The following is a 26,612-nucleotide window of genomic DNA, read 5'->3' on the forward strand; positions in this document are numbered from 1 at the left end:
CGAGCTTGCTCGCGAACTCGCTTCGCACCGCACCTTCCCCCGTCATTCCCGCGAACGCGGGAACCCAGAGACTCTGGATCCCCGCGTTCGCGGGGACGACGGGTTGGAGATCGGTGCCGGGGCTGTTCGCGAGCAAGCTCGCTCCTACGAAGAGCCGCATGGGCGCCATCGGAAATTTTCGCGGATGAGAATTATTTTTGTCGGGTTTTCCATCATCGGCCGGCATGGAGATAAACCCTCCCATTTCCCGCCCTGACGGATACCCCTCCATGCGCGCAGTCCCGGCCCGATCTCCCGCCCCGAACTCCCCCGCCAGCCGCCTCTCCATCGCCGTGCGCGGCGCCCTGCTGTGCGCCGCCCTGGGCAGCGCCCTGCCCCTGACGGCCTGGGCCGCCGACGCCGCCAGCGTCACCCGCAGCCGCGCCTACGCCATCCCCGCCGGGCCCCTGGGCGAGGTGCTCAACAGCTTCGCCCGCGAAGCCGGCATCACCCTCTCGGCCACCCCGCAGCAGACCGCCGGGCTGCAGTCCGAAGGGCTCAACGGCACCTACTCGGTGGACCAGGGCCTGGCCCGCCTGCTCGCCGACACCCCGCTGCAGGCCGAAGACCAGGGCGACGGCAGCTACGTGCTGCGCAGCGTCGCGCCCCAGGACGCCCTGGCCCTGCCGGCCACCAGCGTGTTCGCCCTGGGCAACGCGCTGGGCAGCGAGGACGGCTACCTGGCCACCCACAGCCAGATCGCCACCAAGACCTCCAAGGCCCTGCTGGAAACCAGCCAGAGCGTCTCGGTGGTGACCCGCGAGCAGATCCAGGACCAGGGCTCGAAGACCGTGCAGCAGGCGATCCGCTACACCCCCGGCATCTTCACCGGCCAGGTCGGCGCCTCCAACCGCTACGACTACATCGTCATGCGCGGCTTCGCCGACAACAGCGTGGACAACATCTACCTGGACGGCCTCAAGGCCATGGGCGACAGCGGCACCTTCAGCTCGATGCAGGTCGACCCGTACTTCCTCGAGCGCATCGACGTGCTCAAGGGCCCGTCCTCGGTGCTCTACGGCCGCAGCCTGCCCGGCGGCCTGGTGGCGCTGACCAGCAAGAAGCCGCTGTACGAGGACTACCACCAGGTCACCGCCAGCGTCGGCAACATGCAGCAGCGCGAACTGGGCTTCGACTTCAGCGGCCCGCTGGACGAGGAGAAACGCATCGCCTACCGCGTGGTCGGCCTGGGCAAGGGCGCCGACACCCAGTTCGACCACACCAAGGAAGAGCGCTACGCCATCGCCCCGAGCCTGGCCATCGACTTCAGCGACGACACCACCCTGACCCTCCAGGGCTACCTGCAGCACGACCCCAACGGCGGCTACCACAGCGGCGTGCCGGCCGACGGCGCGCTGTACCACCACAACGGCCGCAAGATCGACCGCGACTTCTTCGACGGCGAACCGAGCATCGACGACTTCGACCGCACCCAGCGCATGTTCGGCTACCAGCTGGAGCACCGCATCGACGACGTCTGGTCGGCGCGGCAGAACTTCCGCTACCTGGAGTCCGACGTAAGCCTGGCGCAAGTCTATGGCTACGGCTGGACCGCCGCGGACAGCAACGAGCTGACGCGCTACTTCTCCGGCGCCCGCGAGCGCCTGGAGGCCTACATCATCGACAACATGGCCCAGGCCGAATTCGCCACCGGCGCGGCGCAGCACACCCTGCTGATGGGCCTGGACTACCAGCGCCGGCACACCTCGGTGGACTGGTCCTCGGGCTCGGTGGCGCCGCTGAACGCCTTCGACCCGGTCTACGGCAACGCCGCCATCAGCTACTACCCCGACGACAACCACACCCGCCGCCTGGAGCAGACCGGCGTCTACGCCCAGGACCTGATCGACCTGGACAACTGGCGCTTCTCCCTGGGCATGCGCCAGGACTGGGTGACGGTGGAAGACAAGAACCGCAGCAGCGGCAGCAAGGCCGACGACGACTGGAAGAAATTCACCGGCCGCGCCGGCGTGCTCTACCTGTTCGACAACGGCATGGCGCCCTACGTCAGCTACTCCGAGTCGTTCAACCCCAACGCCTACTCCGACCAGAACGGCACCCCGCTGGAGCCCACCGAAGGCAAGCAGTGGGAACTGGGCCTGAAGTACCAGCCGCCGGGCAGCGCCAGCCTGTACACCGCCTCGCTGTTCCACATCACCCAGGAGAACGTGGCCACCAAGGAGCCGCAGGACAACTTCTACACCTCGGTCGGCGAGATCCGCTCCCAGGGCCTGGAACTGGAAGCGCACATCCAGGCGACGCAGAACCTCAAGCTGCTGGGCAGCTACACCTACACCGACATCACCTACAGCAAGGCGCTGGACGGCAACCAGGGCCACACCCCGAACCAGGCGCCCAAGCACATGGCCTCGGTCTGGGCCGACTACGCCTTCGACGCCGGCCCGCTGGACGGCCTGAGCATCGGCGGCGGCGCCCGCTACGTCGGCGAAACCTGGGCGGACAAGGAAAACACCCTGCGCGTACCCGACTACACCCTGGTCGACGCCCGCATCGGCTACGACCTCGGCAAGCTCGGCATGAAGGGCCTGGACGTCAGCCTCAACGCCAACAACCTGCTGGACAAGGACTACGTGGCCTCCTGCTACAACCTCGACTACTGCTACTTCGGCGAAAAGCGCAACGTCACCGCCACGGTCAACTACCAGTTCTGAGCCCAAGCCGCCCGCACCGCGGGCGGCCCCTCACCCCAGCCCTCTTCCGCCCGCCGCATTCCCTCCCCAGGACCGGACACGCGGGAGAGGGCTGGGGTGAGGGCGGCCATTCCCTAGTAGGAGCGAGCGGATTCCAGGCTGACGGTATCGCCCAGGGAACTTGGTGAAGCAGTATCAGCAACAGGTCGAACTCCCGCTGCTGCTCGGTGGAATGGGGCGTATCACGTCACAGCCTCTCCCGCCAACTCAGCCTCACGTTGTCGAATGGCTTCGTCCCATTCGGGGGAGCGCTTGGCCCATTGCTCGGGCGGTAGGGGTTTGGACCATTCGACGATATTGGGATCAGTCAGGTCAGGAGGTGGTGAGAGTTTCTTTCGCTCGATCAGGTCGATCAGCAAGGTGTTGAACACAATCAACCCGCAGAAGCCTTCCCATAGCAGCGCCCGCAGCCAGCCCTTGGTTTTCCCCGCTTCGATAACATCATCGATATAGCTGGCCAGGATTCCTTTCTTCCTGTTCAGGCGCCAAAGGTTGTCGGGGACAGCTTCCGGCCCAACTTCCATATAACTGCGCATGCATTCCCACAGGCGCATTGCCGTTGTGCCGCCGCCACAACTGAACCCCATACTGCAGTCCCGTTCGCCTTCCTTCGCATTCGGGTCCGGGTTCTTGAAACCCACCACCAGCATGCCTTGGGTGGTCTTGCCATGGCGTCCCACCGAGTCCATGGCAATGGCCTGCGCCACCACGGTTTCCCAGGGCACTATCCAGTAACTGCCGTCTTTCTGTGGTACGCAGACTTCGCGGCGTTGGCGGTTGAAGCGGGTGGGAGGAGGAGGTGATTGAATCAATGCATAAAGCAATATGAGAATAGGGAAAGCAACAAAGCAGAAGAAACCAAACCAATAGAGCACTTGTATTTCCTGTGACTCATCCAGAGATGGCATGTCGTTGATCAGGAAAAATAACAATATTAAAGGCCAAACTATCATCACAAACGAACCAATGCTGTACTGGCCGATATCGAGAAACACCTCGCTCTTGCGCCAGATGGTATTAAGTACATCCCTTGGGGGCTGCCCGGTGGGAATGGCCGGTGGCGCCAGGTAGTCCTCGCGGGAGAGCTGGCCCTTCTTTTGGCTGCTGGCGGGGGGCAAGGTCACGTCGCAGCCTTCCCTGCCAATTCCGCCTCACGTTGTCGAATGGCTTCGTCCCACTCAGGGGAGCGTTTGGCCCATTGTTCGGGTGGCAGGGGTTTAGACCATTCGACGATATTGGGATCGGTCAGGTCGGGAGGGGGTGAGAGTTTCTTTCGCTCGATCAGGTCGATCAGCAAGGTGTTGAACACAATCAACCCGCAGAAGCCTTCCCATAGCAACGCCCGCAGCCAGCCCTTGGTTTTCCCCGCCTCGATAACATCATCGATATAGCTGGCCAGGATTCCTTTCTTCCTGTTCAGGCGCCAAAGGTTGTCGGAGACTGCTTCCGGCCCGACTTCCATATAACTGCGCATGCATTCCCAAAGGCGCATCGCCGTAGTACCGCCACCACAACTGAACCCCATGCTGCAGTCCCGTTCGCCTTCCTTCGCATTCGGGTCCGGGTTCTTGAAACCCACCACCAGCATGCCTTGGGTGGTCTTGCCATGGCGTCCCACCGAGTCCATGGCAATGGCCTGCGCCACTACGGTTTCCCAAGGCACTATCCAGTAACTGCCGTCTTTCTGCGGTACGCAGACTTCGCGGCGTTGGCGGTTGAAGCGGGTGGGAAGTGATACAGGCTTGGCCAGGCTATAGAGGAGCATCAACAGAGGAATACCAATAACAAAAGAGAACAATATGCTGAACATCGAGAAGAGTTCGCCGTTATCTCGTACATTGATGAGTAACCAGATGGCTATTAGTAGCTGCGGCCATAGCATTATTACAAACGAGCCAATGCTGTACTGGCCGATATCGAGAAACACCTCGTTCTTGCGCCAGATGGTATTAAGCACATCCCTTGGAGGTTGCCCGGTGGGAATGGCCGGAGGTGCCAGGTAGTCCTCGCGGGAGAACAGACCCTGCTTCTGGCTGCCGGCGGGGGGAAGTGTCATCGAGTTTCCTTGGGATGCAGGTGGTTCTCGCCAGTCAGGCGGTAGGTTTGTGCACGGTCCAGTTCCGGGGTAGGTTCGCCGGGGCGCAATGTGACAGGTGCACTTTCCGCCGTCAGGACATAGGCCAAGCCCTGTTCTCCTCCAATGGTCGTGATACCGGCCAGATCCGCCAGCGGGTTGTGGTAGCGCAGGCGTAGCGAGAGGCGCACCTGGGCCTGGTGGAGGGTGCCGCTCAGGCGCAGCCCTTGGCCTTGGTCCGCCGGCATCCAGGTGCATTGGCTGCGCTCGAGCCAGAGATCGCCAATATCCAGGTTGGGCTGGTCGTTGCTGCGGAACATGCGGAAGTGGTCGGGTATGGGAGTGCCGATCAGGCCCAACTCCAGTTCGACACTGGACGGTTCGGCACCCGGCAGGTCGATGGTCAGGCGCTGGATGGCTTCCAGGCTGACGGTGTCGCCCAGGGAGCCGGGCACCCGCTGGGACTTGCTGTCCACGCTGACGCGTGGCTGGTAAAGCAGTATCAGCAACTGGTCGAACTCCCGTTGCTGCTGCTCGGCGGGAATGGGATCGGTATTGCCGGCGCGAGCCTTGGACCAGCAGCAGTTGGCCAGGTACTGCTGCAGCGGTGTGGATTGTCGCCACCAGGCGTACAGGTACACGCCTCCCAATGCGAGCAGCAGCAAATTGATCGGTCCCATGCCCAGGCGGAAGCGGCGGATGGCTGTAGGAGTGTCGATGCGATTGAACAGGCGCATACCGGTCAACCCCAGCCCCAGCGCAGCCTGAGCAGCATAGGTGCCGATCTGACCAGCCACCGCTAGCCGGCGGATTTCCACCCAGGGATCGATGTTGCTCTGAGTCGCTTCTATTTGTATCTGTAGTGCCACAAACTCCGTACTTGCTGCTGTTAGGGATAGGAATCCCACCAACCCACCAAACAGTGTCAGAGTTGGAGCGATAACCCCACGTAAGTTGAACTCCTGTACTCCCCAGCCAACAATCACCCAATTCTGCACCACCGCCACCAATGCCGCTCCCGCATAGAGCGTGGCCGAAATGCTCTCGGCCCGGCGCTGGGTATCCATCCGCTCCAGGGCATGGGCCTGCGCCAGGTAGCTCTCGGCATTGAGCGCGTTGACCAGCAGCGCCGCCAGCGGCAGCAAGCCGCCGCTGTTCTGCACCGCGGGGCTTTGCAGGATGCCGGCGGCGCGGCCCTGGCCGATGGCCTGGGCGGTGTTGTTGGCCCACTGGCCGAGCTGTTGCGCCTGCTGGCCGAGCAGGCGCCAGGTGGCCACGCCGTTGTTCAGGGTGCGGACCAGCGGGGCGCCGGCGCTCAGGCGGGTGACCAGCAGGGTGCCCAGCCATTGCCCCGGCAGGACGCCCTTCTGCTGCAGCGCCAGCAGCACGGCACCCAGGCGGGCCACGGTGAGGCTCCAGTAGCCGTCGACGTCGCTGGCCAGGCGCTGCAGCGCCTGCACGGTCGCGGCGCCGAGCAGGCGGCTCAGGGCCTCGTGGGTGGCGCTCAGGTTGTCCTGGGCGAGCGCCGCCTGCAGCTCGCCCAGGCGCGCGGTGTTGTTCACCGCCGCTTCCAGCGATGGGCTCCAGCCCAGGAACAGCAAGCGGAAGACGCCGCCGTCCTTGGCGCGCAGGAAGTCGCTGAACTGCTCGACGCCTTGGCGGCGATGGCACTGGGCGCTGAGGCAGGCGTCGGCCAGTTCGTCCAGCCAGCGCTGGTGCTGCGGGTTGTCGTGCTCGACGAACCAACTGCCCAGGTCGTGGCGCGGCAGGAAGGCCTGGCGGTCGGCATAGAGGCTGGCATGGCGGGCCTCGACCTGGCGGAAATGCGCCGGGGCCTGCTCGTCCAGCCAGCGATCCATGCGTTCCAGGTCGATGTATTCGGCGACCTTGGCGCTGGCCCGGCCGCCGGCGAGCTGGCTGGCCTTGTCCTGGCGGTAGTCGCGCACGATGTCCTGTACCTGCTGCTGCAGCTCGGCGGGGATGAAGGCGCGCAGCGGCGCCAGGCGGTGTTCGCGACGGCGGGCGATATCCGCGATGCGCTCGTCGGCGGCGGCGTGACCGATGCGCTGGCGCTCGTGGACGTTGACCTGGGTCTCTTCGTCCAGCAGGGCCTTGAGGGGCGCCTGGGCGGCGAGCAATTGCTCGCCCTGCTCGGGGGTGAGCTGGATATCGTGTTCGCGGTAACGGTAATTGAGCAGGCTGGCCAGCTCGCCACCGTCCTCGCGGACCAGGCTGCGGATGAAGCCGCCGACGTTCTGGCGCAGGTTGTTGTCGGCCATCCAGGCTTCGTGGCGGGCTTCCAGCTGTTCCTGCTCGTGGTTGAGGTCGCGCAGCACGCCCAGGTCGTCGTCGAGCGCGGCGAGCACCGCATGCAGTTCCCCGGCCTCGCTGCGTGCGCTGTCCAGCCACGCCGAGGTGGCTGGCACTTCCCACACCTGGGCGCTCCAGGCGCCCGGCGCGTCCTCCTGCTCGGCCCGGGGGTGGCGCATGGCGGCTTGTGAGCCGGCGTTGTACCACTCCATGGCGTGGATATAGGCGCGCACGTTCTCCTGGGTGGGGGCGGTTTTCATCCGCTCGGCCAGTTCCCGGGTCCGTCGTTTGTCCGCCTCGCGGTTCTGCGCATGTTCCTTGGCCAGAACGCGCTCGCGGACCTCCGGCATCAGTTCGGCCAGCAGCGTTTCACTTGCGTCGAGCGGAGGGCAGTGCGATGCCTGCAGGCGCAGGGCGACCTCGCCCAGGGCAACGTGGCGCATACGCTGCTGGCGGATGCCGGCCTCCGCCAGTTGGGCGCAGGCGTCTGCGCCGAGGGGGATTTCGCTGTACAGGAGCCAGGCATCGTGGCGCTTGTCCAGGGCGAAGCCGGCCTGGCTGCCGTGCAGCAGGACGCTCTCGTCGGCCGTCAGCGGCTGCGCCTGCAGCAACCCGTCGGCGGCCACGGCATAGCGTTGCAGCGGCCCCTGCCCATGCCAGAGGTAGAGGAAGCCACCGCGCAGGCGGCGCAGAGCCATGGGGTGGCTGCTGGCGCGCACGGCCGGTTGCAGGCTGACGTGGCGGGCGGGGTGCTCGGCCAGGGCGTAGCGCGCCGGGACGACGTACAGCTCGTTCTGGCGCGCCGGGCAACTGGCGATCGGGTTGCGGGCGTCGTCATGGCTCATGCCGTGCAGGCGGTTGGGGTTGCTGATCATGAAGCGCTCCTGTACGAACCGCCGAGGCGGGATAACCCGGCATGGCAGCAGTTCGAATAGGGGAGGTGAAGTCGGCTTGAGCCCGTATTGGTGCGTGAAAAATCCGGGGTGGATTGGGCTGGGTACCGACCCGGGTTTGAACGTGGTGAGTAGAGGCAGGAGGCTCTACCTGTCGGCCACCAGCTCCGGCCTGGCCTACCTGACCAAGCGCTTCAAGGACTTCCCCCACCGCGTGCATATGACCCTGCAAGGGAGGCCGTGCTCGGTGCTGGCGGAGTGTGCCAAAGCGCATTTGTAAACGTAGACCCGGTCAGACGCCTGCCGGGCTGGCCGGCGTACTCGATTCTTCCCCCATGCACGGACGGCCCCCGCCCTTCAGGGAGAGGGGGCCGTTGGGCAGAACGAAGAGCCACGCAGTCAGCCGGCTGGCCCTGTTCGCGAGCAAGCTCGCTCCTACACAGTCCCCCTCGCCTTCCCGCCGCGCCTCCCCTGATGGCGCACTGATAGGTAGCACCCGCAACCGATCTGCTACCGCGCTGTGCAGAAATTTCCCAGTGCCTTCGAAAAACCATTTCATGGGTGAAACAATCGGACGTTTCACAGCGGAAACGCACAACTATTTGATTAATAAGGAATAAACAAAAGTCTCCGAGAGAAAAATCACGTGGCATTGTTCATGCATAAATCAACGCACCGTATATGAAACAAAGCGAGATGAGGAACATGGCTGCCACCCAAGAGATGTACGCCGTCGTAGAACGGGGAACCGACCCCATGCGTCGCCAGGAAGGTGCGCGGCCGGCCGACGTGGAGATCGTCTTCGAGAACGTCGGCAAGTGCTTCCCGAAGAAGGGCGAGCGCGATGCGCCCTTCGCCGTGCGAGGGCTGAACTTCAGCATCCGCAAGGGCGAGGTGGTTTCCATCATCGGCCCCTCCGGCTGCGGCAAGAGCACCCTGCTGAACATGGGCAGCGGGCTTTATACCCCCAGCGAAGGCGCCGTGTTCGTCGGCGGCGAGCGGGTGGTCAAGCCGGTGGCCAAGGTCGCCTTCATGCTGCAGAAGGACCTGCTCATGCCCTGGCGCAGCATCCGCCGCAACGTCGAGCTGGGCCTGGAGATCCAGGGCGTGGCCGCGGTGCAGCGGCGCGCGGTGGCCGAGCGGCTGATCGACAAGTGCCACCTGGCCGGCTTCGGCGACCACTACCCGTTCCAGCTCTCCGGCGGCATGCGCCAGCGCGCGGCCCTGGCCCGCACCCTGGCCATCGACCCGCAGGTGCTGTTCCTCGACGAGCCGTTCTCGGCCCTCGACGCGCAGACCAAGATGATCCTCCAGCAGGACCTGGCGCAGATGCTCTACGAGCAGCAGAAGACCGCGCTGTTCATCACCCACGACCTCATGGAAGCCATCGCCCTCTCCGACCGCATCCTGGTCATGAGCGCCCGCCCCGGCAACATCATCAAGGAGATCGAGGTCGACCTGCCGCACCGCGACAATCCCCTGGAACGCCGCAAGCTGCCCGGCGCCGGCCCCCTGGTCGGGCGCCTGATGGACCTGCTGAAAGTCGGCGACGACCTTCTCCACTGACCCCGCACGAGGACCCGCTCATGCGCAACACCCTGCTCTCCCGCTTCGCCGGGCCGCTGCTCGCCCTGTGCGCCTGCGCCGCCAGCGCCGCGCCCACCGAGGTCACCTACCTGCTGCCGGCGCCGCCCAGCTCGCCGGCCTTCGCGCCCTGGGTCATCGCCCAGCAGAAGGGCTACTACGCGGCCGAGAACCTCAAGGTGACCTTCCTCGCCGGCAAGGGCGGCGTCGACGTGGCCAAGCAGATCGGCTCGGGCAACGCCCTGGTCGGCGGCGCCATCGGCGATACGCCCATCGTGGTGCGCGCCAATGGCGTGCCGGTGAAGGCCGTGGCCGTGCTCGGCGGCGGCGGCGTGACCCTACTGGCGGCCAGCGCCGACAGCGGCATCGACTCGGTGAAGGCGCTCAAGGGCAAGACCCTGACGGTGATGTCCTACTCCGACACCACCTACTACGCCCTGCTCGCCTCGCTGCGCAAGGCCGGCCTGGGCCGCGACGACGTGGACATCCAGGCCGCCGGCCCGGCCGGCGTCTGGCAGCTGTTCTCCGCCGGCAAGGCGCAGGCCATGGCCGGGGTGCCGGACTGGTTCGTCAACGCCGAGGACGCCGGGCTGAAGGCGAAGCTGCTGCCCCAGGACCAGGTGTTCGAGAGCATGGCCCAGGCCATCCTCGCCTCCGACGACGCCATCGCCAACCACCCGGACGTGGTCCAGGGCGTGGTCAGCGCCACCCTCAAGGGCATGGCCGACATCATGGCCGACCCCAAGGGCGCCGCCGCCACCTTCGCCGCCGCCGTGCCGGCCTACAAGGGCAAGGAGGCCTCGCTGGAGCGCATCTTCCGGCTCTACGACGAGCACGTGTACCCGGGCCAGGCGGTCCCCGGGCAGATCGACGAGCAGCGCCTGGCCAAGGTCGCGCACTTCTACGTCGAAGAAAAGATAGTGCCGCGCGCCACCCCGCTGGCCGAGCTCTACACCAACCGCTTCGTCGAGGCCAACGCCGCCCGCCTGGCGCAACAGTAAGCACCCGGAGTCGCACATGACGCTTTCCCGTTCGAGCGCCGGCAGCCTGGCGCTGCTGGTGGTTTTCCTCGCCCTCTGGCAATGGGGCCCGGGCCTGCTCGGAATGCCCGAGTTCGTCCTGCCCAACCTCACCCGCGTGGCCCGGGAGGCCGTGGCCATGTGGCAGGCCGGCAACCTGCTGGAGCACAGCCTGATCACCACCCTGGAGATCATCGTCGGCTTCGCCCTGGGCGCCCTGCTGGGCGTGGTCATCGGCGTCGCCCTGGGCCTGTCGCCGTCGGCCGAAGCCATGCTCTCGCCCTACATCCTGGCGCTGCAGATCGCCCCCAAGGTGGCCTTCGCCCCGCTGTTCGTGATGTGGCTGGGCTACACCGTGTACCCGAAGATCCTCATCGCCATCCTCATCGTGTTCTTCCCGGTGATGATCAACGTGCTCTCGGCGATCCGCACCGTCGACCCGGACATGATCAACCTGGTCCGCGCCCTGAGCGCCAACCGCTGGCAGCTGTTCCGCCTGGTGGAGTTCCCCTCGGCGATGAGCGCGCTGTTCTCCGGCCTGCGCATCGCCTCCACCCTGGCGGTGATCGGCGTCACCGTCGGCGAGCTGGTCGGCGGCAACAAGGGCCTGGGCTTCCTGCTGGTGGACGCCGAGGGCCAGGGCAACACCGCCGGGGTGTTCGTCACCATAGTCGCGCTGACGCTGATCGGCGTGCTCGCCTACGCCGCGGTGGTCTGGGCCGAGAAGCGCGTCCTGCACTACCTGCCCAAGGCCAACCTGGCCACCGCCTGAGGACGCACCCATGACTGCAAGCAACCTGTTGCAAGGGCGCCGCGTGCTCATCACCGGCGGCGCCGGCGGCCTGGGCCTGGCCTTCGCCGAAGCGGCGGCCCGCGCCGGGGCCCGCGTGGCGATCGCCGACCTGCGCGGCGACGAGGTCCAGGCGGCCGCCGCCAACCTGCGCGAGCAGGGGCTGCCGGTCGACGGCCTGGCCCTCGACCTGCGCGAGCCGCACTCCATCACAACCTGCGTGGAAGCCGCCGTGGAACGCCTCGGCGGCCTCGACGGCCTGGTCAACAACGCCGCGGTGACCAACTCCGGCGGCAAGCCCGGCGAGGCGCTGGACATCGCCACCTGGGACCTGGTCATGCAAGTCAACGTGCGCGGCGCCTGGCTGATGACCAACGCCTGCCTGCCGGCGCTGCGCGCAAGCGGCCGCGGCGCCATCGTCAACCTGGCCTCCGACACCCCGCTGTGGGGCGCGCCCAACCTGCTCGCCTACACCGCCAGCAAGGGCGCGCTGATCGCCATGACGCGCACCCTGGCGCGCGAACTGGGCGCCGACGGCATCACCGTCAACGCCATCGCCCCCGGCCTGGTGGAGGTCGAGGCCACCGCCTACGTCCCCGCCGAACGCCACGAGCTGTACCGCCGTCAGCGCGCCATCCAGCGCGCGCAGCTGCCCGGGGACGTGAGCGGCGCCGTGCTGTTCGCCCTGTCCGACCTGTCCCGCTTCGTCACTGGCCAGACCCTGCCGGTCAACGGCGGGTTCGTCATGCTCTGAGGAGAAAACCGATGACCGATCTCAACCTGCAACCGCAACCCAAGAGCTGGGAACGCCCGGCCGACACCAGCTTCGAGCAGTGGTGCAACTCGCGCATCGCGCGCTATTCCACCCGCCAGTACGACTGGAACGCGCTGAAGTTCCAGGCCGACTACGACCCCAAGTACCGCCGCGCGCAGATGCGCTACATCGGCACCGGCGGCACCGGCGTGAACGCCGACAACAACACCATCCCCTCCGAGCACTTCACCTTCTCCACCATGGTCATCCCGGCCGGGCATGAAGGCCCGCCGCACCTGCACGTCGACGTGGAGGAGGTGTTCTTCGTCCTGCGCGGCAAGCTCAAGGTGATCCTGGAGAAGGACGGCGAGCGCTTCGAGACCATCCTCGGCGACCGCGACGTGATCTCGGTGCCGCCGGGCGTGTACCGCGAGGAAATCAACATCGGCGACGAGGACGCGCTGATGTGCGTGATGCTCGGGGCGAAGAAGCCGATCACCCCGACCTACCCGCCAGAGCACCCGCTGGCCAGCATCAAGCGCTGAGGGCCGGACGATGACGGCGATGAGCACGGCGGCCGCCTGGCAGGCCGACCTGGAACGCGACTTCCCGCAGCGCCTGGTGCGCCACGGCGAGGTCGTCAGCGCCTGGCGCGAGGCCGGTGCGGCTGATGCCCCGGCGCTGGTGCTGCTGCACGGCATCGGCTCCGGCGCCGCCTCCTGGCTGCCGCTGGCGCAGTGCCTGAAGGCGCGCGCGCGGCTCATCGCCTGGGACGCCCCCGGCTACGGCGAATCCACGCCGCTGGCCGAAGCCGCGCCACGGGCGGAAGCCTACATGCTGCGCCTGCGCGAGCTGCTGGACGCGCTGGACGTGCAGCGCTGCGTACTGCTGGGCCATTCCCTGGGCGCGCTGACCGCCCTCGCCCTGGCCAACGCCGAGCCGCGGCGCATCGCCCGCCTGCTGCTGCTGAGCCCGGCGCGCGGCTACGGCGCGCGCCCGGCCGAAGGCGAGGCGGTGCGCAGCCGGCGCCTGGCCGCTCTGGCCAGCGAGGGCATCGCTGGCCTCGCCGAACGCCGCGCCCCGGCCATGCTCGGCGCCAGCCCGAGTGCCGAGGCGCTGGCCTGGGTGCGCTGGAACATGGCGAGGCTCAAGCCCCACGGCTACCGCCAGGCGGTGGAGCTGCTGTGCGGCGACGACCTGCTGCGCCTGGGCCGCCCGCCGATGCCCGTCGAGGTGCTGTGCGGCAGCGAGGACGGCATCACCCCGCCGGCCGCCTGCCGTGAAGTCGCCGCGGCGCTGGCGGCGCCTTTCCAGCTCGTCCCCGGCGCCGGCCACGCCAGCCCCATCGAATGCCCCGAAGCCCTGGCCGGACACCTCGTCCGCTTCCTCGACAAGGACTGAAACCATGAGTACCGACACCCTCACCGAAAACCAGGAACGCTACATGGTTCCGGGGCTGGAACGCGGCCTGACGCTGCTGGGCGAGTTCACCCGCCACGACCGCACCCTCACCGCCCCGGAACTGGCGCGCCGCCTGCAGCTGCCGCGCACCACCATCTTCCGCCTGCTGGCCACCCTGGAGGCCCTGGGCTTCGTCACCCGCAGCGGCAACGAATACCGCCTGGGCATGGCGGTGCTGCGCCTGGGCTTCGAATACCTGGCCTCGCTGGAACTCACCGAGCTGGGCCAGCCGATCCTGCGCCGCCTGTGCGACGCCATCGGCTACTCCTGCAACCTGGTGGTGCGTGACGGGCGCAACATCGTCTACGTGGCGAAGATCTCGCCGCCGTCGATCCTCACCAGCGCGGTCAACGTCGGCACCCGCCTGCCGGCCCACGCCACCGTGCTCGGGCGCATCCTCCTGGAAGACCTGGACCTCGCCGCGCTGCGCGAGCTGTACCCGGAGAAGCAACTGGAGCGCTTCTCCGAGGGCACCCCGCGCAGCACCGAGGAACTCTTCGACCTGGTGCAGAACGACCGCCTGCGCGGCTATGCGCTGAGCGAAGGCTTCTTCGAGGCGAGCATCTCCACCGTCGCCGCGCCGGTGCGCGACCACACCGGCCGGGTCTGCGCCGCCATGGGCGTAACCATCCCCGCCACGCGCATCGCCGAGCACCTGCTGGAACCGCTGGTGCGCCAGGTGCGCAACAGCGCCGAGGAACTCTCCGGCCTGCTCGGGCACATGCCCAACCCCAACGTCCTGTCGCTGCAGAGGGTGCATTCATGAGCCTGTGCGACCTGCGCGGCCGCGTCGCCGTGGTCACCGGCGGCAGTTCCGGCATCGGCCTGGCCACCGTCGAACTGCTGCTGGAAGCCGGCGCCGCCGTGGCCTTCTGCGGCCGCGACGCTGAGCGCCTGGCGCAAGCCGAAGCCGAACTGCGCCAGCGCTTCCCCGACGCGCGCCTGCTGGCCGCCCCCTGCGACGTGCTCGACGCCGGCCAGGTGCGCGACTTCGCCGCGCGCTGCCAGCAGCAACTGGGCGCCGCCAGCATGCTGGTGTGCAACGCCGGCCAGGGCCGCGTCTCCACCTTCGCGCAGACCAGCGACGAAGCCTGGCGCGACGAGCTGGAGCTGAAGTTCTTCTCGGTGATCCACCCGGTGCGTGCCTTCCTGGCGCAGCTGGAAGGCCAGGCGGACGCGGCCATCGTCTGCACCAACTCGCTGCTCGCCAGCCAGCCGGAGCCGCACATGGTCTGCACCTCGGCGGCCCGCGCCGGGCTGAAGAACCTGGTGCGCTCGCTGGCCGTCGAGTTCGCCCCCTGGGGCATCCGCGTCAACGGCATCCTCATCGGCCTGGTGGAGTCCGGCCAGTGGCGCCGGCGCTTCGAGGCCCGCGAAGAACGCGAGCTGGACTGGGCGCAATGGACCGCGCAACTGGCGCGCAGCAAACAGATTCCCCTGGGGCGCCTGGGCCTGCCGCGCGAAGCCGCCAACGCCCTGCTGTTCCTCGTTTCACCGCTGTCGGCCTACACCACCGGCAGCCACATCGATGTATCCGGAGGCTTGTCCCGCCATGCGTAACGAAAACTCGGTCACCGTGGGCGCCGCCATCGCCGCCTTTCTCGAACAGTGCGGGGTCAAGGCCGCCTTCGGGGTGATTTCCATCCACAACATGCCGATCCTCGACGCCTTCGCCGTGCGCGGCAACATCCGTTTCGTCATGGCCCGCGGCGAAGCCGGCGCCACCAACATGGCCGACGCCTACGCCCGCGCCAACGGCAGCCTGGGCGTGTGCCTGACCTCCACCGGCACCGCCGCCGGCAACGCCGCCGGGGCCCTGGTCGAGGCGCTGACCGCCGGCACCCCGCTGCTGCACCTGACCGGGCAGATCGAGACGCCCTACCTGGACCAGGACCTGGCCTACATCCACGAGGCCCGCGACCAGCTGGCCATGCTCAAGGCGGTGTCCAAGGCGGCCTTCCGCGTGCGCAGCGCCGAGACCGCGCTGAGCACCCTCAAGCTCGCCGTGCAGACCGCCCTGAGCGCGCCGGCCGGGCCGGTCAGCGTGGAAATCCCGATCGACATCCAATCCGCCTACATCCCCATGCCCGAAGACCTGGCGCCGCTGCCGGTGCCGGTCGCCGCACCCACCGCCGAGGCCCTGGACCGCGTCGCCGAGCGCCTGGCCAGCGCGCGCCGGCCGATGCTCTGGCTCGGCGGCGGCGCGCGCCACGCCGGCCGCGAAGTGAAGCGCCTGATGGACCTGGGCGTGGGCGTCATCACCTCCACCCAGGGCCGCGGCGTGGTCAACGAGGACGACCCGCGCTGCCTCGGCGCCTTCTCCCAGAACAAGCGGGTGGAAGCCTTCCTGCAAGGCTGCGACGCGCTGCTGGTGGCCGGCTCGCGGCTGCGCAGCAACGAGACCTTCAAGTACGCCCTGAAGCTGCCGCCGGTGACCTACCGCATCGACGCCAACCCGGCCATCGAGGGCCGCTGCTACAACAGCGAGCTGTTCATCTGCGGCGACTCGGCGCTGGCCCTGGCCGGCCTGGCCGAGCGCCTGGAGGGCCGGCTGAAGGTCGAGCCGGGCTTCGCCGAGGAACTGCGCCAGGTGCGCGAGCAGTCGCGCGCGCAACTGCTGGAAGAACTCGGCCCCTACGCCTCGATGGTCGAGCAGTTGCAGGGCATGACCGGCCGCGACTTCACCTGGGTGCGCGACGTGACCCTGTCCAACAGCATCTGGGGCAACCGCCTGATCCACCTGTTCCACCCCCAGGCCGGCATCCACGCCCTCGGCGGCGGCATCGGCCAGGGCCTGTGCATGGGCATAGGCGCGGCCATCGCGGCGGCGGAGAACGCGCCGCAACGCAAGGTCTTCGCGCTGTGCGGCGACGGCGGCTTCATCCTCAACCTGGGCGAGATCGCCACCCTGGTGCAGGAAAAGGCCAAGGTAGTGATCCTGCTGATGAACGACCAGCGCTACGGCGTCATCCGCAACATCCAGGACGCCGTGTACGGCGGCCGCCACTGCTACGTCGACCTGCACACCCCGGACTACGCGCGCCTGGCCGAGTCGGTGGGGCTGCGCCACGCGCTGGTCAAGGACCTGGCGGACTTCGCCGGCGTGCTGGAAAGCGCCTACGCCGCCGACGGCCCCTTCCTGCTGGAGGTGGACATGTGCGCGGTGGGCAACTTCGCCAAGCAGTTCGCCGGCCCGCCGAACATGGAAACCCGCCACCAGAAGGCCACGGCCTGAGGACCCCGCCATGCTGCACATCGCCATGATCGGCTGCGGCGCCATCGGCCTCAGCGTGCTGGAAATGCTCAAGGACGACCGCGACCTGGCGCTCGACCAGGTGGTGGTCCCGGCCGGCCACCTCGACCAGGCGCGCCAGCGCCTGGCCGGCATCGCCGCGCAGGCACGCGTCGTCGAAACCCTGGACTACGCCCGGCGCCCCGACCTGCTGGTGGAATGCGCCGGCCACGCGGCCCTGGCCGAACACGTGATCCCGGCCCTGGAGCGCGGCATCCCGTGCCTGCTGGTGTCCATCGGCGCGCTCTCCGAGGACGGCCTGGCCGCGCGCCTGGAAGAAGCCGCGCGGCGCGGCGGCACCCAGGTCGAACTGCTCTCCGGGGCCATCGGCGGCATCGACGCGCTGGCCGCGGCCAAGGTCGCCGGGCTGGACTCGGTGGTCTACAGCGGGCGCAAGCCGAGCCGCGCCTGGAAGGGCACGCCGGCCGACGAGCGCTTCGACCTCGACGGCCTCACCGAGCCCACGGTGATCTTCGAAGGCAGCGCCCGCGAGGCCTCCTCGCGCTACCCGAAGAACGCCAACGTCGCCGCCACCCTGTCGCTGGCCGGCCTGGGCCTGGACGCCACCCGCGTGCGCCTGATCGCCGACCCCACCAGCGAGGAGAACGTGCACCACTACCAGGCCCGCGGCGCCTTCGGCGAATTCGAGATGACCCTGCGCGGCAAGCCGCTGGCGGCCAACCCCAAGACCTCGATGCTGACCGTGCTCAGCATCGTCCGCGCGCTGGGCAACCACGCCCACGCCGTCTCCATCTGAGGACAGCGCCATGCTCGATCTCGACGCAATCCAACCCATCTGCATCGCCGGCCAGTGGCGCCTGGGCGGCGGCGACCTGTACACCAGCCACTACCCGGCCGACGGCTCGCCCATCGCCCGCCTGCACGCCGCCGGCCTGGCCGACGTGGAGGAAGCCATCCAGGGCGCCCAGCGCGCCTTCCTCGCCAGCGGCTGGGCGCAGCGCAAGCCCCACGAGCGCGCCGCGGTGCTGTACCGCGTGGCGCAGCTGATCCGCGAGCACGCCGAGGAACTGGCGCAACTGCAGCGCCTGGACAACGGCAAGCCGATCCGCGAGACCCGCGCCCTGGTGGCCAGCGCCGCCGGCACCTTCCAGTTCTTCGCCGCGGCCTGCGAAACCCTGGAGGAAAGCATCAGCCCCTCGCGCGGCGACTTCCTCAGCATGAGCGTGTACGAGCCCATGGGCGTGGTCGCCGCCATCACCCCGTGGAACTCGCCGATCGCCTCCGAGGCGCAGAAGCTGGCGCCGGCCCTGGCCGCCGGCAACGCGGTGCTGATCAAGCCGGCGGAGATCACTCCGCTGGCGGCCCTGGCCCTGGCGCGCCTGTGCATCCAGGCCGGGGTGCCGGCCGGGTTGATCAGCGTGCTGCCGGGCAAGGGCTCGCTGATCGGCGACGCCATCACCCGCCACCCGCTGGTCAAGCGCGTGTCCTTCACCGGCGGCACCAGCACCGGCAAGCACATCGCGCGCATCGCCGCGGACAAGATGATGCCGGTGTCCATGGAGCTGGGCGGCAAGTCGCCGACCATCGTCCTGGAAGACGCCGACCTCGACCACGCCGTGGCCGGGGTGCTCTACGGCATCTTCAGCAGCTCGGGGGAATCCTGCATCGCCGGCTCGCGGCTGTTCGTCGCCCGGCCGCTGTACGAACGCTTCCTGCAACGCCTGGTCGAAGGCGCCGAGCGCCTGCGCATCGGCGACCCGGCCGACGAAGCCACGCAGATGGGCCCGCTGATCAGCGAGCGCCACCGCGAGAGCGTCGAGCGCTACGTCGACCTCGGCCTGTCCGAGGGCGGCCGCCTGCTCGCCGGCGGCCGCCGCCCGCAAGGGCAACAGTACGAGCGTGGCTGGTTCTACACCCCGACCATCATCGACGGCCTGGGCAACGACGCGCGCCTGTGCCAGGAAGAGGTGTTCGGCCCGGTGCTGGCGGCCCTGCCCTTCGACGACGAGCGCCAGCTGATCGAGCAGGCCAACCACAGCGTCTACGCCCTCGCCGCCGGCATCTGGACCCGCGACTTCCAGCGCGCCTGGCGCCTGGGCCGCGCCGTGCAGGCCGGCACCGTGTGGATCAACACCTACAAGCAATTCTCCATCGCCACCCCCTTCGGTGGCTGGAACGACAGTGGCCTGGGGCGCGAGAAGGGGCGCCTGGGCATCCTCCAGTACATGGAGCAGAAAGCCCTGTACTGGGGCCTCAACCAGCAGCCCATCGCCTGGGCCGGAGCGACAGCATGAGCGTACTTGGCATCGACGAGATCACCTACGGCGTGGAAGACCTGCCGCGCTGCCGGCGCTTCTTCGAGGACTGGGGCCTGAGCCTGGTCGACGAGCAAGCCGACCAGGTGGTCTTCGAAACCCTCAACGGTTGCCGCGTGGTGGTCGCCGCCCTGGACAGGCCCGGCCTGCCGCCGGCCATCGAGCCCGGCTCGACGGTGCGCGAGGTGGTGTGGGGCGTGGCCAGCGCCGACGACCTGGCGCTTTATGCCAGCCGCATCGCCATGGCGCCGGGCTTCGTCGAGGGCGGCGGGCGCATCGGCTGCACCGACCCCAACGGCCTGGCGATCCGCCTGCAGGTCACCCGCAAGCGCGAACTGGTGCTGGAGGAATGCGGCGCGCACAACACCTGGAACAGCAAGGCGCGGATCAACAAGCCCAGCCCGGTCTACGAGCGCGCCACCCCGGTGGAAGTCGGCCACGTGGTGTTCTTCGTCAAGGACGTGGATGCCTGCGAGGCCTTCTACCGCGAAGCCTTCGGCTTCCAGACCTCGGACCGCTACCCCGGCCGTGGCGCCTTCCTGCGCACCGCCGAGGAAGGCGGCCACCACGACCTGTTCATGCTCCAGCTGCCGGCACCGCGCGCCGGGCTGAACCACGTCGCCTTCAGCGTGCGCGACATCAACGAGGTGTTCGGCGGCGGCATGCACATCGCCCGCTGCGGCTGGGACACCGAGATCGGCCCGGGCCGTCACCCGGTGTCCTCGGCGTTCTTCTGGTACTTCAAGAACCCCGCCGGGGCGCTGGTGGAGTACTACGCCGACGAGGACCAACTGACCGGCGACTGGCAGCCGCGCAGCTTCGAGCCGGGCCCCACGGTGTTCGCCGAGTGGGCCATCGCCGGCGGCCTGGACGGCGTCACCCGGCGGCAGAAAGGCGCCGAGGGCCCGCAAGGCAAATTCCTGACCGAAAAGAACAAGAGCTGAGGAGAAAGCCCATGTCCAAGCTGAAGATCGGCGTGCTCGGCGCCGGCATCGGCGGCCTGTGCGCCGCCATCGCCCTGCTGCGCGCCGGCCACGAGGTCGTAGTGTACGAACAGGCCAAGGCGTTCCTGCGCGTCGGCGCCGACATCAACCTGACGCCCAACGCGGTCAAGGCCATCGACGGCCTGGGCGTCGGCGAGGCGGTGCGCGCCAGCGCGGCGCGGCCCACCCACCGCATCAGCCGCACCTGGGACAGCGGCGAGGAAACCTCGCGCCTGGAGATGGCCGACGCCGCCGAGCGCAAGTACGGCGCGCCGCAACTGACCATCCACCGCGCCGACCTGCTGGCCGCCCTGGCCGAAGCCTTCCCCCTGGAGCGCGTGCGCTTCGCCCGGCGCGCCCAGGCCGTGCGCCAGGAGGCCGACGGCGTGCACATCGAATTCGCCGACGGCGGCCAGGATCGCGTCGACGTGCTGATCGGCGCCGACGGCATCCATTCGGTGGTGCGCGCCGCGCTGTTCGGCGAGGAGCACCCGCGCTTCACCGGGGTGGTCGCCTACCGCGCCGTGGTGCCGGCGGTGAAGGTCGCCCAGGTGCCGCACATCCAGGCCTTCACCAAGTGGTGGGGGCCGAACCCGCAGAGCCAGATCGTCACCTTCCCGCTCAACCGCGGTCGCGACATCTTCATCTTCGCCACCACCGCCCAGGACAGCTGGCACCTGGAAAGCTGGACCACCCCAGGCAGCGTCGAGGAGCTGCGCGAAAGCTACGCGCACTACCACCCGCACGCCCGCGCCCTGCTGGAAGCCTGCGACGAGGTGCTCAAGACCGCCCTCTACGAGCGCGACCCGCTGCCCTACTGGACCCGCGACAACCTGGCCCTGCTCGGCGACGCCTGCCACCCGATGATGCCGTTCATGGCCCAGGGCGCCGGCCAGGCCATCGAGGACGCCGTGGTGCTCGGCCGCATGCTCGCCGGCGTGCGCGACCTGGCGCAGGTCCCGGCGGCGCTCAGGGCCTACCAGGACGCGCGCCTGGAGCGCACCAGCCAGATCCAGATCGGCTCGCGCGGCAACCAGTGGCTCAAGGCCGGCGGCAACGCCGACTGGGTCTACGGCTACGACGCCTGGGCCACCCCGTCCGACAACGCCGCCTGAGCACCGAACATGAGCGAAACCCTGCTGTTGACCGTGCTGCTGCGCCACGACCAGTCGAAGAACCTGGAGGACATCCAGGCCCACATGAAAAAGATGGACTGGTGGGAGCGCTTCCCCGGCGAAGGCGTGGAGATCGTCTCCTGGACCGTGGCCATGGGCCTGGGCCAGATCGTCACCCTGCGCCTGCCGCCGGCGCTGCTGCCGCGCGTCAACGTCGAACTGGAACGCTCCGCCTGGGGCGTGTTCCGCAGCGAATGCTACCCGACCTACGACTTCGTCCCGGTGCGCGAAAGCATCCGCGAACGGGTCCGCAATGGAGGCCAATGAAATGACCGAGCCCTACAACGAGACGCACCAGTCGCGCGGCCGCCCGAGCACGCCCTTCGAAGACCTGCTGGGCGACTCCATCGAGCGCGCCTACGCCGCCGGCAGGCACGACCTGCCGAGCCTGCTGGAGCACCTGAACCTGGCCGGCCCGCCCTGCCCGCTGACCAGCGGCGAGTGGACCGAAGACGCCTACAAGACCCTGATGGCCCGCCTGGGCGAATAACGGGCGAGGAACGAGAAAATGACCGCGCAACTGACCGTCGATCCTGTCGAGAAGATCCTGGCCAATGGCCTGAAGAACCTCTGGTTCCCCGTCCTGCCTTCGCAACTGCTCGGCGACAAGCCGCTGTCCATCCGCCGCCTGGGCTACAAGATCGCCCTCTGGCGCGACAACGATGGCAGCGTCCACGCCCTCGAGGACCACTGCCCGCACCGCGGCGCGCCGCTGTCCCTCGGCCCGGTGCTGGGCGACCGCCTGCAGTGCCCCTACCACGGCGTGGAAGTGCGCTGCGACGGCACCGTCACCAAGGTCCCCGGCAGCCCCGGCTGCAAGCTCGAAGGCAGCCGCCCGACGCGCATGTTCCACGTCCGCGAGGCGGCCGGCGCGATCTTCCTCTACAACGCCGCCGACGCGCACCTGGAAAGCCCGCCGGAGCTGGTGCTGCCCGAGCAGCTGACCTCGCCCGAGTGGAGCAGCTTCATCTGCTACACCGAGTGGCGCGGCGACTACCGCTACGTCATCGACAACGTCATGGACCCGATGCACGGCACCTACCTGCACAAGATGTCCCACTCCATGAGCGAAGGCGCGGCCAGCGCCAAGTTCGTCACCCGCGACACCGAGCAGGGTTTCTTCTTCGAGAAGGAAGGCCAGCGCGGGGTGAACTTCGACTGGACCGAGTTCGTCGACAACGGCTGCCACTGGCTGCGCCTGGAAATCCCCTACCCGAAGACCGGCGGCCCGGGCGGCAACTTCACCATCGTCGGCAGCTACACGCCCAGCAGCCCGCAGCTGTGCGCGGTGTTCCACTGGCGCTGCCGCCCGCTCACCGGCTGGCAGCGCGACACCTGGCGCTTCCTCTACAAGAACCGCCTGGAGGCGCGCCACTGGGCGGTGCTGGAGCAGGACCGGGTGCTGCTGGAGCACATGGAGCCGGACGCCAACCAGCGCGAGAACCTCTACCAGCACGACCTGGGCGTGGTGCGCATCCGCCGCTACCTGAAGAACAAGGCCAAGGAGCAGCTGGAACTGATCGAGGCCAGGCAGCTATGAACGCAGTCGTCCGGGTACGGGCCGAGGCGCTGGCGGAAGCGCCCGGCGCCAGCTGGTCCAACGCCCTGCGCATCGGCAACGAAGTGGTGATGTCCGGAATGACCGGGCATCCCGCCACCCGCGAGGCCGCCGAGCGCGGCGCGCCGCTGGGCGTCTACGAGCAGACGCTGCTGGTGCTGGGCAAGTGCCGGGCGCTGGTCGAGGCCGCCGGCGGCCACGTCGGCAACCTCTACCGGCTGACCGTCTACGTCACCGACATCGCCGCCAAGGACGAAGTCGGCCGCGCCCGCCGCGACTTCTTCGCCGGCCAGGCCTGCTACCCCACCTCCACCCTGGTGGCAGTGAACGGCCTGGTGTTCCCCGAACTGCGCGTCGAGATCGAGGCCAGCGCGCGCCTGGACGTCGACCTGCGCACCGCCGAGGTACAGCCATGAGCAACGCAACCATCCCGGCGCTGGTGCACACCCTGCGCCACGAGGCCGAAGGCATCATGAGCGTGGAACTGCGCCCCTGGGGCGACACCCGGTTCCCGCCGTTCGAGGCCGGTTCGCACATCGACCTGTACCTGCCCAACGGCCTGGTGCGCAGCTACTCGCTGCTCAACTCGCCGAGCGACCAGGGGCGCTACGTGGTCGGCATCCTCCGTGACCGCAACAGCCGCGGCGGCTCGCGCTGGGTGCACGACAACCTGCGCGTCGGCACCCAGCTGCAGATCGCCGCGCCGCGCAACAACTTCGCCCTCGACGCCGGCGCCAGCCACAGCGTGCTGGTGGCCGGCGGCATCGGCATCACGCCGATCTACTGCATGTTCCGCCAGCTGCTCGCCCTTGGCCGCTCCGCCGAGCTGATCTACTGCGCGCGCTCGCGCCGCGAGGCCGCGCTGCTGGAAGAACTGCGCGGCCTGGACGCCCGGGTGCAACTGCACTTCGACGACGAGAAAGGCCTGCCGCCGGACCTCGCCACCTACCTGGCCGGCCGCTCCACCGACGCGCACTTCTACTGCTGCGGCCCGACGCCGATGCTCGACGCCTTCGAACGCACCTGCGAGGCCCTGGGCTACCCCAACGCGCACATCGAACGCTTCGCCGCCGTCGAACAGGCCGCCGCGGAAGACGCCCTGGACAGCTACGAGGTGGAACTGCGCAAGAGCGGCAAGCACCTGCGCATGGAAGCCGGCATGGTGCTGCTGGACGTGCTGCTGGAACAGGGCTGCGACCTCGACTACAGCTGCCGCGAGGGCGTCTGCGGCTCCTGCGAGGTCAAGGTGCTGGAAGGCGAAGTGGACCACCGCGACGGCGTGCTGACCAAAGCCGAGCGCGCGGCCAACCAGTCGATGATGGTCTGCGTCTCCGGCTGCCGCAGCCGGCGCCTGGTGCTCGACCTGTAGCCTTCCCTCGCCTTGCGCAAAACGGCAGCCCCCGGGCTGCCGTTTTCGTTTCTGCCGGCGTTTCCCAACGCACCGGATTCGCCCCTCGCGCCCCACGCCTGGGCATCCGCGTAACACCGCTCCGGGGGCGTTTCACGGGTGGTTCAAACGCCCGCGTTTCACCCATAACACATTGATATAAATAGGAAATATATAGAAAAACAGCCTCCCATCCATGGCATGGAAACTGCTCTCCTCCTCGGGCAGGAAATTGAAACGTTGATTCATACAAGAAACAAAAACGACCAGCCTTCGTGAAGCTGCGTGCGGCCCTGCTGGCCCACTTCCGAGGCTGCCTTTTCCGAGGTGACGCTTCCATGTTGAGACCCACCCTGCTGGCCGCATTCGCGCTGGCACACGCTCCGCTGCTGTTCGCCACCGAGCCCGGCCCGGCGCCGACCATCAGCCAGGGCATGCAGAACAAGCCCTTCCCGCACATCTCCTGGCGCAGCGAGGACGGCGACGCCAGCCTGGATGTCGGCGGCGCGCTGCGCGCCAACTACCGCTACGAGGACTGGGACAGCAGCATCAACCGCCCGGCGCGCTGGCTGTTCGACACCTTCCGCCTGGACGTGCAGGGCCGCTACCAGCAGTTCAGCCTCGACGCCGGCTACTGGTTCCAGGACCGCAACAAGCGCGCGGTGGACCGCGCCTACCTCGGCTACCGCTTCGACGAGCGTTCCGACCTGCAGGTGGGCGCGCCGGCCAGGCCCTTCGGCCTGCTGCCCTACCCGCAGTTCGGCTGGAGCTACCACATCCCGTTCTTCCTCGGCTTCGGCGTGAACACCGGCACCGGCCTGAAGTACGGCTACAAGGACAGCGACTGGGACTTCCAGGCCGCCTACTACCCGCGCATGCTGCCGTCGAGCATCCGCTACGCCCCGGAAGTCGGGCGCTACGCGGACCTCAAGGACAACGCCATCCCGGCGCTGCACGGCCGCCAGGACAACGAGAAGCGCGACCAGGTCAACCTGCGCCTGGCGCGCAGCTTCCAGGCCGGCGACTGGAACAACGAGCTGGGCGCTTCCCTGGCCGCCTCGCGGCTGTACAACGCCACCACCGACGACAACGGCAGCTTCTGGGCGGCCGGCGCCCACGGGGTGTTCAAGAACGGTCCCTGGACGATCTCGAGCCAGGCGATCCGCTACGAATACGATCCGAAGAACCCCAGCGGCGTCAGCGACGATTCGGTGCTCATGGGCGGCAACGGCCTGACCCCGGCCTTCCTGGTGGCGGCCAAGGGCAGCATCGGCGGACTCAACGTCGGCTACGACGTCGCCACGCCCTGGCTGGGGCCGGTGAAGAAAGTGAAGCTGTACAACGACTACAGCCGGCTGTGGAAGGACAAGAGCGGCTGGGACGACTCGCAGATGTACACCGCCGGCATCCAGTTCTTCGCCCTGCCGGTGATGGCCTGGCTGGACTTCACCTGGGCGCGCAACGCCAACCCCTGGGGCGGCGCGGAGAACGGCACGGGCTGGACCTCGACCACCTCCTCGGGCAGCAACGACTGGTACTTCCGCACCAACCTGAACATCGGCTACTACTTCTGAGCCGGGCGGCGGGGCCAGGCCGGCGCCTGGCCCCGCGGGCCGCTCAGAACCGCTCCGCGTCCTGCGCGTGGCGCTGCACCTCTTCCCGCTCCAGGCTCTCGCGGTAGGCGTGGGCCTCCTGCTCGCTGTGGAACACGCCGACCAACAGGCCCTGCTGGTGCACGTCCCAGCAGCGCCGGCCAAGGGCACGGAATTCGCGGGATTTATGGTCTTCGTCGCGCTCAGTGACAACTACGCTCATCGGTTCTTCTCCGTTGTTTGACTTGCATCAAGGCGGAGTCAGAATCACTTAATTAGCCAGCTAACTAAATAGCCGAATCGGCAAAGGTTTTTTGCGAAAAGCGTGGGGAACGCGAGAGCAACTGTCTTGCCCACTGAGCCGGGGCGCTTTTCGTAGGATGGGTTGAGCCTGCGAACCCCATGCGGCGATGGCGATGGGTATCGCTTCGCTCAACCCATCCTACGGGTGTTGTGTTCGCCGGCTGGCATAGGAGCGGACCTTGTCCGCGATAGCCGGACACCCCGGCACGGATCGCGGATGAGATCCGCTCCTACGCGGCCCAACCCGCGCCATTCCCATGTAGGAGCGCGCCCTGCGCGCGATATCGCGGGCAGGGCCCGCTCCTACAATTTGCTGTGAGGCATGGAGTTTCCTCGTAGGAGCGGACCTTGTCCGCGATAGCCGGACGTCCTGGCGCGGATCTCGGATGAGATCCGCTCCTACGCTGCCCA

Annotated in this window: 24 protein-coding genes and 1 pseudogene; 21 read left to right on the forward strand and 4 right to left on the reverse strand. The window is 68.1% G+C overall.

The genetic code is table 11. The features are described from left to right. Nucleotides 1–269: 269 nt before the first annotated feature. Nucleotides 270–2,711, forward strand: coding sequence for a TonB-dependent siderophore receptor (locus M8R19_RS12240; RefSeq protein ID WP_249917930.1), 2,442 nt, complete (start codon nt 270–272; stop codon nt 2,709–2,711). 221 nt (nt 2,712–2,932) lie between these two features. Here M8R19_RS12240 and M8R19_RS12245 read toward each other — a convergent pair whose 3' ends face one another. From M8R19_RS12245 to M8R19_RS12255, 3 genes are read right to left on the reverse strand one after another with little or no spacing between them, the layout of a single operon-like run. Beyond that, on the reverse strand, nt 2,933–3,874 hold the full coding sequence (locus M8R19_RS12245; protein ID WP_249917931.1) for a hypothetical protein: 942 nt from the start codon (nt 3,872–3,874) through the stop codon (nt 2,933–2,935). After that, nucleotides 3,871–4,806 carry a hypothetical protein gene (locus M8R19_RS12250; RefSeq protein WP_249917932.1) on the reverse strand — a complete coding sequence of 312 codons (936 nt, stop codon included), beginning with the start codon at nt 4,804–4,806 and terminating at the stop codon, nt 3,871–3,873. Before M8R19_RS12250 ends, M8R19_RS12245 begins: the two co-directional genes overlap by 4 nt. Further along, complete coding sequence (locus tag M8R19_RS12255; RefSeq protein ID WP_249917933.1) at nt 4,803–8,009, reverse strand: toxin VasX; 3,207 nt, start codon at nt 8,007–8,009, stop codon at nt 4,803–4,805. The genes M8R19_RS12250 and M8R19_RS12255 overlap by 4 nt, the downstream gene beginning before the upstream one ends. Nucleotides 8,010–8,175: 166 nt before the next feature. On the opposite strand from M8R19_RS12255, the pseudogene M8R19_RS33420 reads away from it, so the two are divergent. The 20 genes and pseudogenes from M8R19_RS33420 to M8R19_RS12350 all read left to right on the forward strand — a co-directional run. Next, a pseudogene (locus M8R19_RS33420) lies at nt 8,176–8,307 on the forward strand (hypothetical protein); the annotation flags it as partial. Between the two features lie 443 nt (nt 8,308–8,750). Next, entirely contained in the window at nt 8,751–9,593 is an 843-nt protein-coding gene (locus M8R19_RS12260; RefSeq protein WP_249920173.1) for an ABC transporter ATP-binding protein, read from the forward strand. A gap of 20 nt (nt 9,594–9,613) precedes the next feature. Next, entirely contained in the window at nt 9,614–10,612 is a 999-nt protein-coding gene (locus M8R19_RS12265; RefSeq protein ID WP_249917934.1) for an ABC transporter substrate-binding protein, read from the forward strand. 16 nt (nt 10,613–10,628) lie between these two features. Continuing rightward, the gene (locus M8R19_RS12270) at nt 10,629–11,402 is read left to right on the forward strand and encodes an ABC transporter permease (RefSeq protein ID WP_043315312.1); all 774 of its coding nucleotides are present in this window, start codon (nt 10,629–10,631) and stop codon (nt 11,400–11,402) included. A gap of 10 nt (nt 11,403–11,412) precedes the next feature. Further along, entirely contained in the window at nt 11,413–12,174 is a 762-nt protein-coding gene (locus M8R19_RS12275; protein WP_249917935.1) for an SDR family oxidoreductase, read from the forward strand. Between the two features lie 11 nt (nt 12,175–12,185). Next, nucleotides 12,186–12,719: a cupin domain-containing protein gene (locus M8R19_RS12280; RefSeq protein ID WP_116426055.1), complete on the forward strand. Its 534-nt coding sequence runs from the start codon at nt 12,186–12,188 to the stop codon at nt 12,717–12,719. A 19-nt stretch (nt 12,720–12,738) separates the two neighbouring features. Continuing rightward, the gene (locus M8R19_RS12285; protein WP_249917936.1) at nt 12,739–13,575 is read left to right on the forward strand and encodes an alpha/beta fold hydrolase; all 837 of its coding nucleotides are present in this window, start codon (nt 12,739–12,741) and stop codon (nt 13,573–13,575) included. Nucleotides 13,576–13,579: 4 nt separating this feature from the next. After that, on the forward strand, nt 13,580–14,401 hold the full coding sequence (locus M8R19_RS12290; RefSeq protein WP_058071792.1) for an IclR family transcriptional regulator: 822 nt from the start codon (nt 13,580–13,582) through the stop codon (nt 14,399–14,401). After that, nucleotides 14,398–15,195: an SDR family oxidoreductase gene (locus M8R19_RS12295; RefSeq protein ID WP_249917937.1), complete on the forward strand. Its 798-nt coding sequence runs from the start codon at nt 14,398–14,400 to the stop codon at nt 15,193–15,195. The genes M8R19_RS12290 and M8R19_RS12295 overlap by 4 nt, the downstream gene beginning before the upstream one ends. Next, nucleotides 15,188–16,870, forward strand: a complete 1,683-nt coding sequence (locus M8R19_RS12300; protein ID WP_116426058.1) for a thiamine pyrophosphate-binding protein — start codon at nt 15,188–15,190, stop codon at nt 16,868–16,870. The genes M8R19_RS12295 and M8R19_RS12300 overlap by 8 nt, the downstream gene beginning before the upstream one ends. 10 nt (nt 16,871–16,880) lie before the next feature. Then, nucleotides 16,881–17,684 (forward strand): aspartate dehydrogenase, encoded by an 804-nt coding sequence (locus M8R19_RS12305; RefSeq protein ID WP_058071795.1) that lies wholly within the window; start codon nt 16,881–16,883, stop codon nt 17,682–17,684. A gap of 10 nt (nt 17,685–17,694) precedes the next feature. Continuing rightward, complete coding sequence (locus M8R19_RS12310) at nt 17,695–19,182, forward strand: aldehyde dehydrogenase (protein WP_249917938.1); 1,488 nt, start codon at nt 17,695–17,697, stop codon at nt 19,180–19,182. Then, nucleotides 19,179–20,147, forward strand: a complete 969-nt coding sequence (locus M8R19_RS12315) for a VOC family protein (RefSeq protein WP_249917939.1) — start codon at nt 19,179–19,181, stop codon at nt 20,145–20,147. The genes M8R19_RS12310 and M8R19_RS12315 overlap by 4 nt, the downstream gene beginning before the upstream one ends. An 11-nt stretch (nt 20,148–20,158) precedes the next feature. After that, entirely contained in the window at nt 20,159–21,301 is a 1,143-nt protein-coding gene (locus M8R19_RS12320) for an FAD-dependent monooxygenase (protein ID WP_249917940.1), read from the forward strand. Between the two features lie 9 nt (nt 21,302–21,310). Continuing rightward, entirely contained in the window at nt 21,311–21,628 is a 318-nt protein-coding gene (locus M8R19_RS12325) for a hypothetical protein (RefSeq protein WP_061560595.1), read from the forward strand. A 1-nt stretch (nt 21,629) separates the two neighbouring features. Continuing rightward, a complete protein-coding gene (locus tag M8R19_RS12330; RefSeq protein ID WP_249917941.1) occupies nt 21,630–21,851 on the forward strand; it encodes a recombinase-like helix-turn-helix domain-containing protein in 222 nt (73 codons plus the stop codon). Between the two features lie 18 nt (nt 21,852–21,869). After that, nucleotides 21,870–22,901 carry a Rieske 2Fe-2S domain-containing protein gene (locus M8R19_RS12335; RefSeq protein WP_249917942.1) on the forward strand — a complete coding sequence of 344 codons (1,032 nt, stop codon included), beginning with the start codon at nt 21,870–21,872 and terminating at the stop codon, nt 22,899–22,901. After that, nucleotides 22,898–23,335, forward strand: coding sequence for a RidA family protein (locus M8R19_RS12340; protein ID WP_249917943.1), 438 nt, complete (start codon nt 22,898–22,900; stop codon nt 23,333–23,335). The genes M8R19_RS12335 and M8R19_RS12340 overlap by 4 nt, the downstream gene beginning before the upstream one ends. Next, complete coding sequence (locus M8R19_RS12345) at nt 23,332–24,288, forward strand: PDR/VanB family oxidoreductase (protein WP_249917944.1); 957 nt, start codon at nt 23,332–23,334, stop codon at nt 24,286–24,288. Before M8R19_RS12340 ends, M8R19_RS12345 begins: the two co-directional genes overlap by 4 nt. 356 nt (nt 24,289–24,644) lie before the next feature. Then, nucleotides 24,645–25,880, forward strand: coding sequence for a putative porin (locus M8R19_RS12350; RefSeq protein ID WP_249917945.1), 1,236 nt, complete (start codon nt 24,645–24,647; stop codon nt 25,878–25,880). Nucleotides 25,881–25,923: 43 nt separating this feature from the next. On the opposite strand, the gene M8R19_RS12355 is transcribed toward M8R19_RS12350, so the two are convergent. Beyond that, nucleotides 25,924–26,121 carry a hypothetical protein gene (locus tag M8R19_RS12355; protein WP_074985986.1) on the reverse strand — a complete coding sequence of 66 codons (198 nt, stop codon included), beginning with the start codon at nt 26,119–26,121 and terminating at the stop codon, nt 25,924–25,926. Nucleotides 26,122–26,612 lie beyond the last annotated feature (491 nt).

It is taken from the genome of Pseudomonas sp. R3.Fl, from assembly GCF_023516765.1.
Classification (GTDB): Bacteria; Pseudomonadota; Gammaproteobacteria; order Pseudomonadales; family Pseudomonadaceae; genus Pseudomonas; species Pseudomonas citronellolis.

Bases quoted from the DNA above. Each gene is read 5' to 3' on its own strand.
- M8R19_RS12240 (WP_249917930.1), top strand. From the start codon at position 270: ATGCGCGCAGTCCCGGCCCGATCTCCCGCCCCGAACTCCCCCGCCAGC.
- M8R19_RS12250 (WP_249917932.1), bottom strand. From the start codon at position 4,806: ATGACACTTCCCCCCGCCGGCAGCCAGAAGCAGGGTCTGTTCTCCCGC.
- M8R19_RS12255 (WP_249917933.1), bottom strand. From the start codon at position 8,009: ATGATCAGCAACCCCAACCGCCTGCACGGCATGAGCCATGACGACGCC.
- M8R19_RS12260 (WP_249920173.1), top strand. From the start codon at position 8,751: ATGTACGCCGTCGTAGAACGGGGAACCGACCCCATGCGTCGCCAGGAA.
- M8R19_RS12265 (WP_249917934.1), top strand. From the start codon at position 9,614: ATGCGCAACACCCTGCTCTCCCGCTTCGCCGGGCCGCTGCTCGCCCTG.
- M8R19_RS12270 (WP_043315312.1), top strand. From the start codon at position 10,629: ATGACGCTTTCCCGTTCGAGCGCCGGCAGCCTGGCGCTGCTGGTGGTT.
- M8R19_RS12275 (WP_249917935.1), top strand. From the start codon at position 11,413: ATGACTGCAAGCAACCTGTTGCAAGGGCGCCGCGTGCTCATCACCGGC.
- M8R19_RS12280 (WP_116426055.1), top strand. From the start codon at position 12,186: ATGACCGATCTCAACCTGCAACCGCAACCCAAGAGCTGGGAACGCCCG.
- M8R19_RS12285 (WP_249917936.1), top strand. From the start codon at position 12,739: ATGAGCACGGCGGCCGCCTGGCAGGCCGACCTGGAACGCGACTTCCCG.
- M8R19_RS12290 (WP_058071792.1), top strand. From the start codon at position 13,580: ATGAGTACCGACACCCTCACCGAAAACCAGGAACGCTACATGGTTCCG.
- M8R19_RS12295 (WP_249917937.1), top strand. From the start codon at position 14,398: ATGAGCCTGTGCGACCTGCGCGGCCGCGTCGCCGTGGTCACCGGCGGC.
- M8R19_RS12300 (WP_116426058.1), top strand. From the start codon at position 15,188: ATGCGTAACGAAAACTCGGTCACCGTGGGCGCCGCCATCGCCGCCTTT.
- M8R19_RS12305 (WP_058071795.1), top strand. From the start codon at position 16,881: ATGCTGCACATCGCCATGATCGGCTGCGGCGCCATCGGCCTCAGCGTG.
- M8R19_RS12310 (WP_249917938.1), top strand. From the start codon at position 17,695: ATGCTCGATCTCGACGCAATCCAACCCATCTGCATCGCCGGCCAGTGG.
- M8R19_RS12315 (WP_249917939.1), top strand. From the start codon at position 19,179: ATGAGCGTACTTGGCATCGACGAGATCACCTACGGCGTGGAAGACCTG.
- M8R19_RS12320 (WP_249917940.1), top strand. From the start codon at position 20,159: ATGTCCAAGCTGAAGATCGGCGTGCTCGGCGCCGGCATCGGCGGCCTG.
- M8R19_RS12325 (WP_061560595.1), top strand. From the start codon at position 21,311: ATGAGCGAAACCCTGCTGTTGACCGTGCTGCTGCGCCACGACCAGTCG.
- M8R19_RS12330 (WP_249917941.1), top strand. From the start codon at position 21,630: ATGACCGAGCCCTACAACGAGACGCACCAGTCGCGCGGCCGCCCGAGC.
- M8R19_RS12335 (WP_249917942.1), top strand. From the start codon at position 21,870: ATGACCGCGCAACTGACCGTCGATCCTGTCGAGAAGATCCTGGCCAAT.
- M8R19_RS12340 (WP_249917943.1), top strand. From the start codon at position 22,898: ATGAACGCAGTCGTCCGGGTACGGGCCGAGGCGCTGGCGGAAGCGCCC.
- M8R19_RS12345 (WP_249917944.1), top strand. From the start codon at position 23,332: ATGAGCAACGCAACCATCCCGGCGCTGGTGCACACCCTGCGCCACGAG.
- M8R19_RS12350 (WP_249917945.1), top strand. From the start codon at position 24,645: ATGTTGAGACCCACCCTGCTGGCCGCATTCGCGCTGGCACACGCTCCG.
- M8R19_RS12355 (WP_074985986.1), bottom strand. From the start codon at position 26,121: ATGAGCGTAGTTGTCACTGAGCGCGACGAAGACCATAAATCCCGCGAA.